A 15972-nucleotide genomic window follows, 5' to 3' on the forward strand; every position below is an offset into this window, starting at 1 on the left:
TGCTGCGTAACTGTGCCGTCTACTGACGAACACGCCGAATCTGAGGATGGTCAGCGCGACGATCCGGCGCCGCCCGGCCTGATAATCCGAGTTCGATTCATGTTTCGACGCTGCCGCGGGGCTCTGCTGCGGGCAGGCTGATCGAGTGGAGTCGTCGATCGCCGCCGTACGGAGCTGAAGCACCCCTTTCACCGAAGCTCATCGACGTCAGACACGCTCAAGCACCCATCGCGCAAGGCGACAGGCGAGTCGTGGCGCAGGTTGCGACTTGTCGGCCCAGACAACCAGGAGGCATAAGAACATCCGACAAGTGGCGCGCGTGGTCTTGCCACGCGCTAGACGTTAGCGACAATTAACATCTTCATCTAGTTGCAGCGGTGACCGCGGTTACTCGTCGCGACAACACTTCCCAAACCCGCGCTCCGCCTCCGGTGTCGTGCCTCAGCGCTGGACGACGCCGCCCTCGACACCGGTGAATCGCTTGCGCAACTCCGTCTTGAGGAGCTTTCCGGTGGCGTTGCGGGGCAACTCGGGAAGGAGGTGCACCTCGCGCGGGCACTTGAAATGCGCCAGCCGTTCGCGGCACCAAGCGATCAGTTCGTCGGCGCCGGGTTCCTGTTCGGCGGCTGGGTCGGCCACCACCACGGCGACGACGCGCTCACCCCACTTGTCGTCCGGACCGCCGACGACCGCGGCGTCCAGCACACCGGGGTGACGGAACAGGACCTGCTCCACCTCGATGGGGTAGACATTTTCCCCGCCCGAGATGATCATGTCCTTCTTGCGGTCGACCAGCGTGATGTAGCCGTCGGCGTCGATCCGGCCGAGGTCGCCGGTGTGGAACCAGCCGCCCCGGAAGGCCTCGGCAGTCGTCGCCGGCTTCATCCAGTACCCGACGAACACGTTGGGTCCGCGCACCAGGAGTTCGCCGACGGTGTCGACCGGGACGTCCCGGTCGTCGGCGTCCACGATACGGGCATCGACGTGCATGGCGACCCGGCCGATCGACCCGGCCCGCGTCGTGATGTTGGCGGCGTCCAAGACCGAGACCATCGGTGCAGTCTCGGTCATCCCGAATCCCTCGGTGAAGGGGACGCCGCGTTGCTGCATGAAGTCGATGACGGTCAACGGCACCGGCGCGCCGCCGCCCATGGCGAACCGCAGCGCCGAGAGGTCGTAGGAGTCGAAGTCGGGCACCTGCGTCAGCGCCGACCACATCGCCGGCACCATGAATTGCACGGTCGCTCGGCTCTTTGCCATCGCCATGAGCGTGCCCACCGGGTCGAACGACGGGAGGATCACGCTAGTCCCGCCGACGTAGAGCAATGGCAGCGTATGCACCCCGAGCCCGCCGATGTGGAACATCGGGGCCACGGCCACGGTCACGTCGCTGCCGTTCAGGCCCTGATCGGTGCCCAGAACGTTGACGGCGTTCCACAGCAGGTTGTCGTGGGTGAGGATGGCGCCCTTCGGGCGGCCGGTGGTGCCCGAGGTGTACATGATGAACGCCGGGTCATGGCCGTCGACGTCGTTGTCGAGAGCCTCGGGGGCGCCGCCGGAGAGAAGGTTGGCGTAGGAGGTCTCGCCGTTGGCCGCGGCGCCCCCGGCTCGGACGGTGTGCCGGACCCGGACCCCCGGCTCGGCCAGCGCGCTGACCGCGGCCGCCGCGAGCGGGTGGTGGAAGATCAGCGTGTCGGCGCCGGCGTCGGCGAGGATGTAGCCGATCTCCGGGCCGGCGAGCCGGACGTTGATCGGGATGGTGATGGCGCCGATCTTCGCGCAACCGAGTAGGACCTCCATGAACTCGACCGAGTTCACCAGGAGCACGGCCACTCGGTCCCCCTTGCGGACGCCAAGACGCAGCAGGTTCGAGGCCACCTGATTGGTGCGCTGTTCGAGTTGGGAATAAGTGAAGCTGGTGTCACCGCAGACGAACGCCGTGCGCTGCCCGTTGAGGAAGGCCCGTTTGGTGACCCACTGACCGATACCGCGATCCATGGCGTACTCCTCTGCCGCCGCGTCGGCGGCTCCTGCTAGTTGAGAATGGCTCGGTGGGGCAGCGCCGGGGCCCTGAGGGCCACTCGGTCGATGCCGTCCGCCCATGTCCATCGGAACGGACACGATCGGATGAAGGATGCTCAGTACGAGCGTGGCAGGTTGAGGCTGTGCTGTGCTACGTAGTTGAGGATCATCTCTCGGCTGATCGGCGCGGTCCGCATCAGCCGTGCCGGGCCCCAGAGAGTGGCCAGCCCGTACTCGGTGGCCAACCCGTTGCCGCCGTGGGTCTGGATCGCCTGGTCGAGGGCGAGGATGCCCGCCTCGGCCGCAGCGTATTTTGCCATGTTGGACGCCTCCGCCGAACCGGGATCGCCGGCGTCGTGCAGTGAGGCCGCGCGCTGGGTCATCAGCCGCGCCAGCTCGAGCTGGATCTTGGCGTGCGCAAGCGGGTGGGACAAACCCTGGTGGGCTCCGATCGGCACGTCCCAAACCTTGCGCTCGCGCGCGTAGGCAGAGGCCTTGTCCAGCGCGTAGCGGCCGATGCCGTTCCCCAGGGCGGCGCCCATGATCCGTTCGGGATTGAGGCCCATGAACACCTGACGCAGACCGTCGTTTTCCGCGCCGATCAGGTTCTCGGCCGGCACCCGTGCGTCGTCGAAGAACAGAGTGAACTGCTTTTCTGGTGTAACGGCCTGCACCGGGATGAGGGTCTTGGTCAACCCCGGCGCGTCGGTCGGGACCACGACCAGGCTCAGCCGTCCGCGTCCGCGATCATCCGTCGCGGTGCGGGTAACGACCAGGATGGCCTCCGCCTCGTCGACGCCGGAAATGTAGTACTTGGTGCCGTTGAGCACCCAATCCCCACCGACGCGCTTGGCCTGGGTGGAGATGTTGTGCGAGTTCGAGCCCGCATCCGGCTCGGTGATCGCGAACGCCATGATGACCTCGCCGCTGGCGATGCCCGGCAGCCAGCGCGCCTTGAGTTCGTCGCTGCCGAAAGCCTCGATGATCGTGCCGCAGATGGTGGGGGAGACCACCGTCATCAGCAGCGGGCAGCCGGCCGTGGCCAGTTCCTCACCGACGATCTGCATGTCGTAGATGCCGCCGCCGCCGCCCCCGTACTCCTCGGCGATGTTGACCCCGAGGAACCCCTGTTTCCCCACGGCGTGCCAGAGTTCCGAACTCTTTTCCCCGCCGAGCGACTTGGCCACGTAGTAGTCGTGCCCGAAGTCCTTGGCGATCTCGGACACGGCCTTGCGCAGCGCTCGCCGCTCCTCGGTCTCGTGCAGTTCCATACCGCTCTCCTACTTCGATGTCACCCGCCACCGGGGCCGGTGACGGGTCGGATGGTGTCAATCCTGGTCTGCACCGGCGGCCGCTCCGACCACCGCGAGGGCATCGCCGGTTGACACTTGCTGACCCACCTCGACCGAAAGCTCGGCGACGATCCCGTCGATCGGGCTGACGATGGTGTGTTCCATCTTCATCGCCTCCACCACGACCAACGCCTGCCCGGCCGTCACGACGTCGCCCGCGGCGACGGGCAGCCGGATCACCGAACCCGGCATAGGCGCCGTCAGGGAGCCCGCCGGCTTCAGCGCGCTCGGGTCCAGGAACCGTGGTACCTGGGTAAACGCAGTGGACCCGGCAGGGCTGTCAACGTAGGCAATGTCGGCGTCGAGGACGACGTCGTAGGCGCGCCGTACCCCGCCGGTCTCCAGGACCACCCGGTCCGGCCGCTGCACGAGCACGCTGACGTCTTCGACCGGCTTGCCGTCGACTTCGACCTCGACGCCGTCGCGGAGCAGCGCATAGCCCACCCGTCGCTCCCGGCCGTCGGCGGTCAGCCATCCGGTGGCCTGCAGTTGGGACGGGTTGTTGCGCCACCCGACAGGCAGGGTCGGCTGGACGGGGGCCGCCGCGCGGCGTCCCGCGACCTGGGCGAGTGTGGCCGCGACGGCGTGCAAGCCCTCCCCGTCGCTGTCGATGAGGGCTGCGCCGAGGCCGGCCACGTCGTGGCGGTCGAGGAACCCGGTGTCGGTGCCGCGTCCGGCGAACTCGTCGTGGCGCAGAACGCGAACCAGGAGATCCCGGTTGGTGGTGAGTCCGTGGATCCGGGCGCCGGCGAGCGCGGCGGACAGCGCGCCGAGCGCCTCGGCGCGGGTGGGCGCCCAGGCGATCACCTTGGCCAGCATGGCGTCGTAGTGGTGGCTGACCACCGAGCCGTCGCGCACGCCGGAGTCCACCCGGACCCCGACGTGGTTCGGGATCTGGATGGTGCGCAGGGTCCCGGTCTGCGGCAGGTAGCCCTTAGTGGGGTCCTCGGCGTAGAGCCGGGCCTCGACCGCGTGGCCGGTGATCCGCGGCTTGCTCACATCGGCGGGCAGTGGCCGACCCATCGCCACCAGCAGCTGCAGGCGCACGAGGTCGAGCCCGGTGACGAGTTCGGTGACCGGGTGCTCGACCTGCAGCCGGGTGTTCATCTCCAGGAAGGCGAACGTCCCGTCGTCATCGCCGCCGTTCGCGTCGAGGACGAACTCGACCGTTCCGGCCCCGACGTAACCCACGGCCTGTGCCGCCGCGACCGCCGCCGCACCCATCCGCGCGCGCATCTCGTCGTCGACGACGGGGGAGGGCGCCTCCTCGATGACCTTCTGGTGGCGGCGCTGCACCGAGCACTCCCGCTCGAACAGCGAGACAACCGTGCCGTGCATGTCGGCCAACAGCTGGATCTCAACGTGGCGGGGACGCTGCACGTAACGCTCTAGGAACACCGTGCCGTCCGAGAACGCCGACATCGCCTCGCGCGAGGCCGAGGCCACGGCTCCGTCGAGCTCGTCGGCCGACTCGACGACCCGCATCCCGCGCCCGCCGCCGCCGGCGCTCGCCTTGACCAGCAGCGGGTAGCCGATCTCGGCGCCGAGCTTGCGCAGCTGCTCGGAGTCCAGGCCGGTGGCGTCGCCGCCCGGGAGGACCGGCACCCCCGCATCGGCCATCATCGCCTTGGCCGTCAGCTTGGAGCCCATCGCATCGATGGCATCCGGCGGCGGGCCGACGAACACGAGCCCGGCGTCGGCGCAGGCCCGCGCGAAGCTTGCGTTCTCCGACATGAACCCGTAGCCGGGGTGGACGGCGTCGGCGCCGGTGAGGAGGGCCGCGGCGATCACCCGGTCACCGTCGAGGTAGGTCTCAGCCGGCGAGGAACCCGGTAGCCGGACGGCCTCGTCGGCATCGTCCACGTGCCAGGCGTCGGCGTCGGCGTCGGAGTACACGGCGACGGTCGCGATGCCGAGTTCGCGACAGGTGCGAAACACGCGTCGGGCGATCTCTCCCCGGTTGGCCACCAGCAGCTTCTTGATCACGGGCATCGCCATCACATCCGGAACACGCCGTAGCCACGTTGGCCACGGATCTCGCTGTTGTCGACCACGGACAGGCAGAACCCGAGAACGGTACGGGTGTCGCGCGGGTCGATGATCCCGTCGTCGTAGAGCCTGCCGCTGTTGGCCAGCGCCAACGACTCACGCTCGATCTGGCCCTCGACGGCAGCGCGCATCTGCGCGTCGGCCTCCTCGTCGAACGGGAGGCCCCTGTCGGCGGCCGACTCGCGGGCCACGATCGACAGCACGCCCGCGAGCTGGGCCGGGCCCATGACGGCCGAACGCGAGTTGGGCCAGGTGAACAGGAAGCGGGGAGAGTAGGACCGCCCGCACATCCCGTAATTGCCCGCACCGTAGGACGCGCCCATCACGATCGTCAGGTGTGGGACAGCGCTGTTTGAGACGGCGTTGATCATCTTCGCGCCGTCCTTGATGATGCCACCCTGCTCGTACTCCGCGCCGACCATGTAGCCGGTGGTGTTCTGCAGAAACACCAGTGGCGTGTCGATCTGGTTCGCCAGCTGAATGAACTGGGCGGCCTTCTCCGCCTCCTCGCTGAACAGGATTCCGCGCGCGTTGGCCAGGATCCCTACCGGGTATCCGTGGATCGAGGCCCAACCGGTGACCAGCGAGGTGCCGTATAGCGGCTTGAACTCGTCGAAGGCGGACCCGTCCACGATTCGGGCGATGACATCACGTGGGTCGAAGGGAACCTTGGGGTCCACCGAAGCGATCCCGAGGAGTTGGTCGGGATCTCGCAGCGGGGGGGCCGGGGAATGTGTCGGTCCGGGCCCGAGCTTGCGCCAGTTCAGTCTGGCCATGATGCGCCGCCCGATCCTGATGGCGTCCTGCTCGTCCTCGGCCATGTAGTCGGCCAGCCCGGAGGTGCGGGCGTGCATGTCTGCGCCGCCGAGCGACTCGTCGTCGGACACTTCGCCGGTCGCCATCTTCACCAGCGGCGGACCGCCGAGGAAGACCTTGGACCGGTTGCGGACCATCACCACGTAATCACACATGCCGGGGATGTACGCGCCGCCTGCCGTCGAGTTACCGAATACCAGCGCGAGGGTCGGCAGGCCCAGCGCGCTGTGCTGGGTGAGGTCGTGGAATAGCTGGCCCCCGGGCACGAAGATCTCGGCCTGCGTGGGCAGGTCCGCCCCGCCCGACTCGACGACGTTGATGATGGGCAGGCGGTTCTCGCGGGCGACTGCCATGCCCCGGAACACTTTTCGGAACGTGTAGGGGTTCGAGGCTCCGCCGCGCACCGTCGGGTCGTGCGCGATGATCATCGACTCGACGCCTTCGACGATGCCGATGCCGACCACAACGCTGCCGCCCACCGGAAACTTCGTGCCCCACGCCGCGAACGGACAGAGTTCCAGGAAGGCCGTGTCGGGGTCGATGAGCAGCTCGACGCGCTCCCGAGCCAGCATCTTGCCGCGGCTACGGTGCCGGGCGACGTACTTCTCGCCGCCGCCACCGTTGGCCAGCGCTAGCTGTTCGGCGAGCGCATGGAGCTGCGCGATAAGTCCCTCGCGATTCTCGAGGTATACCGGCGCGCGGGTGTCGACCCGGTCATGCAGGACGTCAATCAACTTTCCTCCAAATGACATCAACGTCGATCTCCTGACACGCTACGTTATCGATCATTAACATTCGCGGACAATCGGGGTCGACGTGGCAATCGTGCCGTCCCCGAGTGATCACAGCAGGAGCAACTCACATGAAACAGCCGGATCAGCGGGAAGCGGAGGCGGCCGCAGCCGACCCGTGGATGACGCCCGAGCGCATCTCGTTGCGCAACCTCGCCATGTCGTTCACCCAGAAGGAGATCGTTCCTCACCTGCAAGACTGGGAGGACGCCGGAGAACTCCCTAGAGAACTCCACCGCCGCGCAGCCGCAGCGGGGTTGCTGGGCATCGGGTTCGCGGAAGAGATCGGTGGCTCCGGCGGTGACCTGCGCGACCTGGTGCTGCTCACTGAGGCCGTGATGGAGGCCGGCGGCTCGTCGGGCTTGCTGGCCAGCCTACTTACGCATCACATCGCAGTGCCCCATATGGCCGCGCAGGGCGATCCCGAGCAGATCCGCAGCTTCGTGGCGCCGACCCTGGCCGGGGAGAAGATCGGCAGCCTCGGCATCACCGAACCAGACACCGGTTCTGACGTCGCCGGCATCCGCACTACCGCACGGCGCGACGGCGACCACTACGTGGTCAACGGTGCGAAGCTGTTCATCACCTCGGGTGTCCGCGCCGATTTCGTGACCACCGCCGTGCGTACCGGCGGCCCGGGCCCGTCGGGGATTTCACTGCTCGTGGTGGAGCGTGGCGCCGCGGGTTTCTCGGTCTCGCGGACACTGAAGAAGATGGGCTGGCTGTGCTCCGACACCGCCGAACTCGGATTCACCGACGTGCGCGTGCCGGTGGTCAATCTGGTTGGCCCCGAAGGCAGCGGATTCCTGCAGATCATGCAACAGTTCCAAGTCGAACGTGCTTTCATCGCCGTCCAGTGCTACGCCACGGCCCAGCGCTGCCTCGACCTGACGCTGGATTGGGTGAAGAAGCGCGAAACCTTCGGTCGACCGCTATCGACCCGACAGGTGGTGCGGCACAAGATCGTCGATATGTCGACGGCCGTCGACGTGGCTCGTACGTACACCCGTGCCGCTGTGGACCGCATCGTCGCCGGAGACACCGACGTGCGGATGGTCTCGATGGCCAAGAACCAAGCCGTAGAGGCCTGCGCGCTCGCCGTTGACACCGCCGTCCAACTCTACGGTGGCATGGGCTACCTACGCGAGACCGAGGTAGAAAGGCACTATCGCGACTCGCGCATCCTGGGCATCGGGGGCGGTACTACCGAGATCATGAAGGAGATCATCGCCAAGCGGATCGGGTTATGAGTACAACTCGTCATTCGACGAGCGAGCAGCGTCGGCTTCGACAGCCGACGGTACTGACCGCTAGCCATCTTGGAGGCGAGTCGGCTGCGTCGCCGCACGCCCTTTCTCGAATGATGCCTGTGCGAGCGAGGGTGCTCACAATGCCATTCAGCGAGACGTACGGACCACGTAGCGGTGGTCCCGTGCTGGAGCAGCCTGCTCCATGTTCGACGACGTCCACTTGACTTACATGGACCAGTTGTTCGCGTGCCTGGCGCCAATCAGTTCGACGGTCCCGCCGGCCGCTAAGTGCCGATGCGCAAAGCCATTCTTGGGTTGCTCCTCGTAACGCCACTGGGCGACGACCTTGCATGTCGAACTACCCCGACTTTTGTGTCAGCAGAATTCAGGTTCGGTCAGCATGCTGGGCGATGCGGAGAACAACGCTCGAGTTCGCGGGACCAAGGTCCCGGTTGGTGGTGCCCACGCGTTCGGCACACCCGCCGAGCAGCTTGGTTCGGACGCCGCCGAACGCTGCCAGCAGCAACTCATCGCGGGCCTCGAACTCCTCATGGATCGGCGATCCCACAACGCCACTCTGGCGCGTAGTCAACGCATCACGGCAGTCGGCAGCCCATCCGCTCTCAGCCCAGACTTCCATTGCCGCTTCGACTAAGCGCCACCCGGTCGTCAATCCGGCGCCCGTACGCCGCCCCATCTTGCTGCTTACGTTCCCAGGCCTGCGTCTTGACAACGATTGATGCGCGAGCAAAACTGGTGGCACGTGACCACAATTGCGTTCACTGCCACCAGTTGGCAGCAGATTGGCTTGACTCAACCACCCGACATCGCCCAATCTCTAAAGGAATCGGTACCGATGAATCTCTTGCCGTTGGACGGGTCGCCTCGCCCCAGCCGCCGCGCCAACGTGGTTGTTGCGGGGGCGGGCAGCGGAATCGGCCGTGCCTTCGCTTGGGACTATGCCTGTTCGCGTGGACGAGTGGTGGGTACTGTGCCCAGCGTTCGTCAGAACCAACATCGTCGACAGCTCCCACATACGGGAGCCAGCCTCCAAGCTTTGAACCAACTTGATGAGAGAACGGGCGCGTCAGCGGAATTGCTGGCTCGCGGGACAATCAACGCGAACGGCCCACGGACGGTTGCACGTCTTACCTCGAATCGACGCGAAGACCTTATGGCTCTTCAAACGGGCAGTGCCTGCCACGTATACCCGTGCTCTCGGTTTGATTGACCAAATCGAGCTAAGTCACTCCCGACAAGGACGAAGGAGACCGTAATGGCATTCGAATACAGCGACATGCTCGAGACGATCAAGAATCGGCAGTGGGCGCTGGCCGACATCGACTGGGATGCGCCGGGCGCCGACAAGGTCACCGATGAACAGCGGCCCGGCCTGAAGCAGTTCATGTCTGACGTGGTGTGGATCGAACACGTCGGGGCCCGAGCCTTCGCCGCCATGGCGCCGAAGGCGCCGTTCGAGGCCCTAGGTGAGATCTACCGGTACTTCCATGCCGAGGAGCAGCGGCACGCCAACGCGGAACTGGCTCTCATGAAACGTTGGGGGATGCTTGAAGTAGGGGAAGTCCCCGTGCCCAACAAGAACATTCGGCTGGTCATCGAGTGGCTTGACCGATACGCTGAGGCCCTCCCGTTGACGGTTATCGGCGCGGCGATTCCCGCCTTGGAGACTGCGCTCGACGGAGCGTTGCTGAAGTTCCTGCTCGATGAGGTGCAGGATCCTTTGTGCGCCGAGGTCTTCAACAAGGTCAACAATGACGAGTCGCGGCACCTAGCGGTCGGGTTCCAAGTCTTGAACGATCTCGGTGCTAGCCCTATGCGGATTCACGCGATGCAGACGATAGGGGCACTGGTCGACCCGAGAATCCTTGCCGGCGGACTCCTATACGTGCCGTTGCTCACGCGGATGCTGGCCAACCTCAACGCCATGGGTCTGTCGGAGGATAAGTTGTACAACGCGGTCATGCGCTACGAGAACGTAGGGGATCGGAGCGAGTTCACGCGTCGCGTGCCGGGCTACCACATCCTGAAGGCCCACATGTCGGCAAGTATAAAGCGTTCTCAGCCACTGCATTACATCTCGCAGCGACTAGGTACCGCGATCGACTACTTCCCCACGGCAGTGCTCGGTAAGACGCCATCGTGGACCGAAGAGTTGACCTATGAACCGGTGGCTAGATGAGCGACACCACGAACGTCTTGATAGTCGGTGCGGGTTTCGCTGGCCTGGGAACCGCAATCCGGTTGCTACAACAGGGTATTGACGACTTCCTCATACTGGAACGCGCCGATGAGGTGGGTGGTACGTGGCGGGACAACACGTATCCTGGCGCAGCTTGTGACATCCCGTCGCTGCTCTATTCCTACGGGTTCGAGCAGAATCCGAACTGGTCCCGCGCATACTCGGGCAGCGGCGAGATACTCGACTACATCAAGACGATGGTGGACAAGCACTCGCTGTCGCGTTTCATCCGGTTCGGCGTGAACGTCACCGGTCTGGATTTCGACGACGAAAGCGCACTATGGACAGCGCAGGCTGCTGACGGCTCCGAGTTCAAGGCGCGCACCGCAGTGATGGCCAGCGGGCCGCTTGCGAATCCGAGCCTGCCTGACATCCGCGGACTGGACACCTTCCTTGGTCACAAGATCCACAGTGCGCGTTGGGATCACCACTACGACATGAGCGACAAACGGATCGCAGTGGTGGGCACCGGCGCCAGCGCGGTGCAGATCATCCCCGAACTGGTGAACACTGCGCGCTCGGTGAAGGTCTTTCAACGCACCCCCGGCTGGGTCCTGCCTCGGCCCGACTTCTCCCATCCGCAGTGGGCGCGCACGGCGTTTCGTCGAGTGCCTCTCGTGCAAAATGCGGCACGGCAGGCCTGGTTCTGGGTGCACGAGCTCATGGCCGTCGGGATGGTCTGGGATACCCCGGTCACCACCGGCATCCAGCTGGTGGCGAAGGCGAATCTGCGGAGGCAGGTTTCGGATAGTTGGCTCAGGCGCCAGCTCACTCCGAACTTCCGCGCCGGCTGCAAACGGATGCTGATGAGCAGCGATTACTACCCGGCTCTTCAGCGCGACAACTGCAAGCTCGTCTCATGGCCGATCGCGACCCTGTCGCCGAATGGCATACGGACCGCAGATGGCATCGAACACGAACTGGACTGCATCGTGTTTGCCACCGGCTTCGATGTATGCAAGGCCGGTACGCCTTTTCCCATCCGAGGCGCGCATGGTCGTGAGCTCTCCGACGAGTGGTCCGAGGGCGCCTATGCGTACCGGAGTGTCACTGTCGCAGGCTATCCCAATCTCTTCTTCACATTCGGTCCGAATTCGGGGCCCGGCCATAACTCGGCCCTCGTGTACATGGAAGCCGAGATCAACTACATCGTCAAAGTCATTGGTGCGATAGTCGAGAATGATCTCAGTACGCTCGAGGTCCGAGAAGACCGGCAAAATGATTACCACGGCGAGGTACAGCGACGGTTGGTAAGTACGACATGGAATTCGGGCTGCAAGAGCTGGTACCTCACGAATGACGGATACAACGGCACTATGTACCCCGGTTTCGCCACCCAGTTCGTGCGCGCATTGTCCAAGGTCGACATGGGTGATTACGTGACGAACCCGGCAACCGCACGGCGTGAACTCCAAACAGTGGAACACGCCGAAAACGGCTTGCGTGTGGCCAAGGTCGCCCAGGGCCGCAAAAGCGCAGGCGCCTTGCCAACGCGGCCAGACGTCAGAGCAGACGTCGTGGACGTGGGCGTTGGGAAAGTACCGCCTAAGCGTGCAGCCTCGAGTGTGAGGAAAGACGCTTGAGTGTCCATGTCGCGGGCGACGAGGATGCCCCCACCTCCGGAGCCCCTACGTACGAGGTCCCCACCCACGAGATTTTGGTCATCGGAGCTGGATTCTCCGGGATCGGGGTGGGCATCAAGCTGCTCAAGGAAGGTTTCTCAGATTTCCTCATCGTTGATGAGGCCCAAGGGGTGGGTGGAACGTGGTACTGGAATACCTACCCTGGGATTGCAGTAGACATCCCGTCATATAGTTACCAGTTTTCTTTTGAGAAACGCCCGTCGTGGTCACGCACCTATGCGCCGGGGGTCGAACTGAAGAACTACGCGAAGCATTGCGTGGAAAAGTATGGCCTTGCGTCGCGCATTCGCTTCGGAGTCACGGTTGTGAGGGCTGAGTTCGACGAGGAATCGACACTATGGCGTCTGTATACCTCGGCGGACGAGGAACTGACAGCTAGGTTCGTCATCAATGCCTCCGGGGTTCTCACCCGACCAAAGTCACCGGATATACCGGGTGTTGGAGACTTCGGCGGGGTCACGATGCACACGTCGCGTTGGGACCATCAGCAAACTCTCACCGGAAAGAGAGTCGCCGTCATCGGAACGGGCGCCTCGGCGGTGCAACTGATCCCCTCGATAGCCAAGGGCGTCGAAAGACTCACCGTCTTCCAACGCACACCGATATGGTGCCTGCCGAAACTCGACTTCGCGGTGCCCAGCGCGCTGAGTGCCCTCCTCAGGCTCGCACCTGGGGCGCAGATCGCCGCGCGGGGAGCCAGCCAGGCGTTTGTCGAACTCACCTTCCCCGTTGCAGCGCACTTCCATACCGCCATACCGCTCTCGTCGGCGATTGAGCGCGTAGCGATCAGCTATATGCGTCGGCAAGTCACCGACCCGGTCGTTCGGGAGAAGCTGACACCCCGCTACGCGCTGGGCTGCAAGCGACCAAGCTTCCACAACGAGTATCTGAAGACATTCAACCGCGACAACGTTCATCTCGAAACCAACCCAATTACCCGGGTGGATGAAACCGCGGTGATTACGGCGGATGGCGGACGACACGAGATCGATGTGCTCGTGCTGGCAACGGGATTCAAGGTCATGGAATCGGACAGCATGCCGACCTACTCGCTGGCAGGTGTAGGTGGCAGAGACCAGGCTCAGTGGTGGGACGAGAACCGCCTGCAGGCGTATGAGGGCGTCAGCGTGCCGGGATTTCCGAACCACTTCTCAGTGTTTGGCCCGTATGGGTACAACGGGTCTTCCTACTTTGCACTCATCGAGGCACAGGCAGGTCACATTCTTCGTTGCCTCCGGCATGCCCGGGCGGCCGATTCGAACTACGTCGAGGTACGTGAGGAGGCGAATCGACGCTTCTTTGCGGAGATGCTGGCACGGCGGCATACGCAAGTCTTCTGGCAGGACAGCTGTGCGGGCGCGAACAGCTACTACTTCGACAAGCATGGGGACGTGCCACTCCGTCCGACGACGACGGTCGAAACGGTCTGGCGCAGTCGACGATTCGACCTGGCGGACTACCGTTTCGAACGGCGACCGGCGAAAACGGCGGACGCTGCGCCACAAGAGGTGGACACTGCCGGATGACTCCACCTGCCAAGACGAATCCGATCATGGCGAGCCACTTGGTCGCGGCGACGGTGCGTCGCGGCGTCCGGCCGCTCACGCAAGTGATTCCCGCCGACTTGCATGGCCTGGCGGTCAGGGACTGCGTACTACGGGGAGTACTCGTGGTGCCCCGGTCCGAGGGCGGAACCAGTGTCGAGAAGTTGGACACCCCTTTCGCTGGAAGGCCCTCGGGCGCGGTGGCGAGTTCTTGCGACCGCGGCCACCGTGGTTGACAGCGTCTCAACGCACGGCTTCGCCCCTCGGCGCCCCAGCAAGAAGGGTGATGAGCTAACGATGAAAACCATTGAACTCGAACATAACCAGGCGAATTCCCAAGGGAACCCGTCTATCGTCATCATCGGCGCCGGCTTCGCGGGAATTACCCTGGCACTCCGCCTCAAACGCGCTGGATTCGACAGCGTCCTCATTGTCGAAAAGGGCGATGGTGTCGGGGGAGTCTGGCGCGAGAACACCTATCCGGGTGCCGCCTGTGATGTCCCGTCGCAGTTGTACTCAATCTCGTCGGCGCCAAATCCCACGTGGGGTCGGCGTTACGCAGAACAGCCCGACATCCTCGCCTACCTTCGCCGCGTCGTCGACGAAAGCGGATTGCCACCCCTCCTTCGGACGCAAACCGAAATCTCCAAGGCAACCTTCGATGAGCGCTCGAACACATGGCGTCTGACCACGACTACCAACCAGGAGTTGGAGTGTGACGTGGTGATTTCGGCCGTGGGCCAGCTGTCCCGCCCTTCGGTTCCGAACATTGCTGGAATATCGCGGTTCGCTGGCCCGTCTTTTCATTCCGCCGATTGGGACCACGATCTGAATCTAAGCGGTAAGAGGGTTGCGGTCGTTGGCACTGGCGCAAGTGCGGTGCAGTTCGTCCCGGTGGTGGCTGAATGCGCTGAGCACTTGGATGTCTTCCAACGGTCAGCCCCGTGGGTGCTGCCCAAAATCGATCGCCAGTACGGTGAGCGGCATCACCAGCTGCTGCGCAGGTTACCCATCCTGCGACTCGGTGAGCGCCTGATGATTTGGACGATATTCGAGTTCTTGGCGTTGGCGCTCGTGGATGCAAAGCCAGTAGCACGCGCCCTCGGCGCCGTCGCCCTCGGGCACCTCGGTCGCCAGGTGCGCGATGCCAACCTGCGTTCCCAGCTCACACCTGACTATGCTCCCGGATGCAAGAGAATTCTTTTCTCTAGCGACTACTATCCTGCACTCGGGCGTCCCAACGTTTCACTAGTGACTGAAGATATCGAGGCAGTAGAAGCTGGGGGAATTCGCACGGTTGACGGCGGCTTCCATGCCGCCGACGTCGTCATCTACGGCACCGGCTTCACTGCCACAGAGTTTCTTTCGCCTATGGAGGTCCACGGCCGCGCGGACCGGAAGCTGTCCGAAGTCTGGGCAGATGGTGCGCACGCCTATTACGGCTTGTCGGTACCAGATTTCCCGAATTTCTTCATGATGTATGGGCCCAATACGAACGTGGGATCAGGGTCGATCGTCTATATGCTCGAGTCGCAAGCCCGACACATAGTCAGGTTGATGAAGGTTCTCCGGGCCCACCCGGGCACTGCTGTCGAAGTGCGTGCCACCGCGGAGTGGCGCTTCAATCAACTGTTGAGTCGCCGCCTGGACAAATCCGTATGGACTCTGTGCTCTAGCTGGTATCGCTCGGCGCGTGGTTCGATATCCACTAACTGGCCCAGCCCCACCTTTCTCTATCGCGTTCGTACAAGGCGGCCGCGACGGAATGCATACGTCCTTTCGAATGCAGTGGCTACGAACTCGTCGAGCGGTCGGACGCCCGAGCCGGCCCATACCGGTTCGACCGTTTCAAGCGGCACCGACAGCGCCGACTGATGGCGGTCTCGTGTGGCACGCTCAAAGCGGCAGTTGGGTGGACGTATTGTCGACCCACACTGTCGATCGAGTCGGCCTTTGGCAGATGCTGCCTCTTTGCGTTTACCGCCGCCAACGAGATTCCCGGGGGGAACCGATGACAAGGGCGCCCATCGAGATCGCGACTATGCCTTGGGCGGGCTGACATCGGTGCTGTTTGCGCCCGCACAGGGGGAGGAGTGTGCCCCATGAGAACTGAGTCGACAATGGCCGATATCGAGGTCGCCGCGGCGGAAGCCCTGAAATCGCAACGGCTCCCGCGGACGGCTAACGCGCTCGGTGGGGGGATACGGCCTTACCCTTCCCGATCGACGGCTCGCCCTTTACGTCG

At 64.2% G+C, this 15972-nt stretch carries 10 protein-coding genes; 6 read left to right on the forward strand and 4 right to left on the reverse strand.

Annotated features, from left to right (window positions below; translation table 11 throughout):
- Positions 1-441: 441 nt before the first annotated feature.
- The 4 genes from LOK44_RS05430 to LOK44_RS05445 form a co-directional block, all read right to left on the reverse strand.
- A complete protein-coding gene (locus LOK44_RS05430) occupies positions 442-1998 on the reverse strand; it encodes an acyl-CoA synthetase (protein ID WP_163795403.1) in 1557 nt (518 codons plus the stop codon).
- A gap of 140 nt (positions 1999-2138) precedes the next feature.
- Entirely contained in the window at positions 2139-3293 is a 1155-nt protein-coding gene (locus LOK44_RS05435) for an acyl-CoA dehydrogenase family protein (protein ID WP_163795402.1), read from the reverse strand.
- Positions 3294-3350: 57 nt separating this feature from the next.
- Complete coding sequence (locus LOK44_RS05440; protein ID WP_174266743.1) at positions 3351-5366, reverse strand: acetyl/propionyl/methylcrotonyl-CoA carboxylase subunit alpha; 2016 nt, start codon at positions 5364-5366, stop codon at positions 3351-3353.
- A gap of 5 nt (positions 5367-5371) precedes the next feature.
- Entirely contained in the window at positions 5372-6973 is a 1602-nt protein-coding gene (locus LOK44_RS05445; protein WP_237569049.1) for an acyl-CoA carboxylase subunit beta, read from the reverse strand.
- Positions 6974-7080: 107 nt separating this feature from the next.
- Here LOK44_RS05445 and LOK44_RS05450 point away from each other — a divergent pair, with 107 nt between their 5' ends.
- The 6 genes from LOK44_RS05450 (at position 7081) to LOK44_RS05475 (ending at position 15602) form a co-directional block, all read left to right on the forward strand.
- The gene (locus tag LOK44_RS05450) at positions 7081-8280 is read left to right on the forward strand and encodes an acyl-CoA dehydrogenase family protein (protein WP_372481207.1); all 1200 of its coding nucleotides are present in this window, start codon (positions 7081-7083) and stop codon (positions 8278-8280) included.
- A 400-nt stretch (positions 8281-8680) separates the two neighbouring features.
- A complete protein-coding gene (locus LOK44_RS05455) occupies positions 8681-8935 on the forward strand; it encodes a hypothetical protein (RefSeq protein WP_237569050.1) in 255 nt (84 codons plus the stop codon).
- Positions 8936-9556: 621 nt separating this feature from the next.
- Positions 9557-10480, forward strand: a complete 924-nt coding sequence (locus LOK44_RS05460) for a ferritin-like domain-containing protein (protein WP_163795397.1) — start codon at positions 9557-9559, stop codon at positions 10478-10480.
- Positions 10477-12123 (forward strand): flavin-containing monooxygenase, encoded by a 1647-nt coding sequence (locus LOK44_RS05465; protein ID WP_163795396.1) that lies wholly within the window; start codon positions 10477-10479, stop codon positions 12121-12123. The genes LOK44_RS05460 and LOK44_RS05465 overlap by 4 nt, the downstream gene beginning before the upstream one ends.
- Before the next feature lie 71 nt (positions 12124-12194).
- A complete protein-coding gene (locus tag LOK44_RS05470; RefSeq protein ID WP_174266911.1) occupies positions 12195-13709 on the forward strand; it encodes a flavin-containing monooxygenase in 1515 nt (504 codons plus the stop codon).
- Between the two features lie 315 nt (positions 13710-14024).
- On the forward strand, positions 14025-15602 hold the full coding sequence (locus tag LOK44_RS05475) for a flavin-containing monooxygenase (RefSeq protein ID WP_163795394.1): 1578 nt from the start codon (positions 14025-14027) through the stop codon (positions 15600-15602).
- Positions 15603-15972 lie beyond the last annotated feature (370 nt).

It is taken from the genome of Mycolicibacterium lacusdiani, assembly GCF_021916785.1.
Classification (GTDB): Bacteria; Actinomycetota; Actinomycetes; order Mycobacteriales; family Mycobacteriaceae; genus Mycobacterium; species Mycobacterium lacusdiani.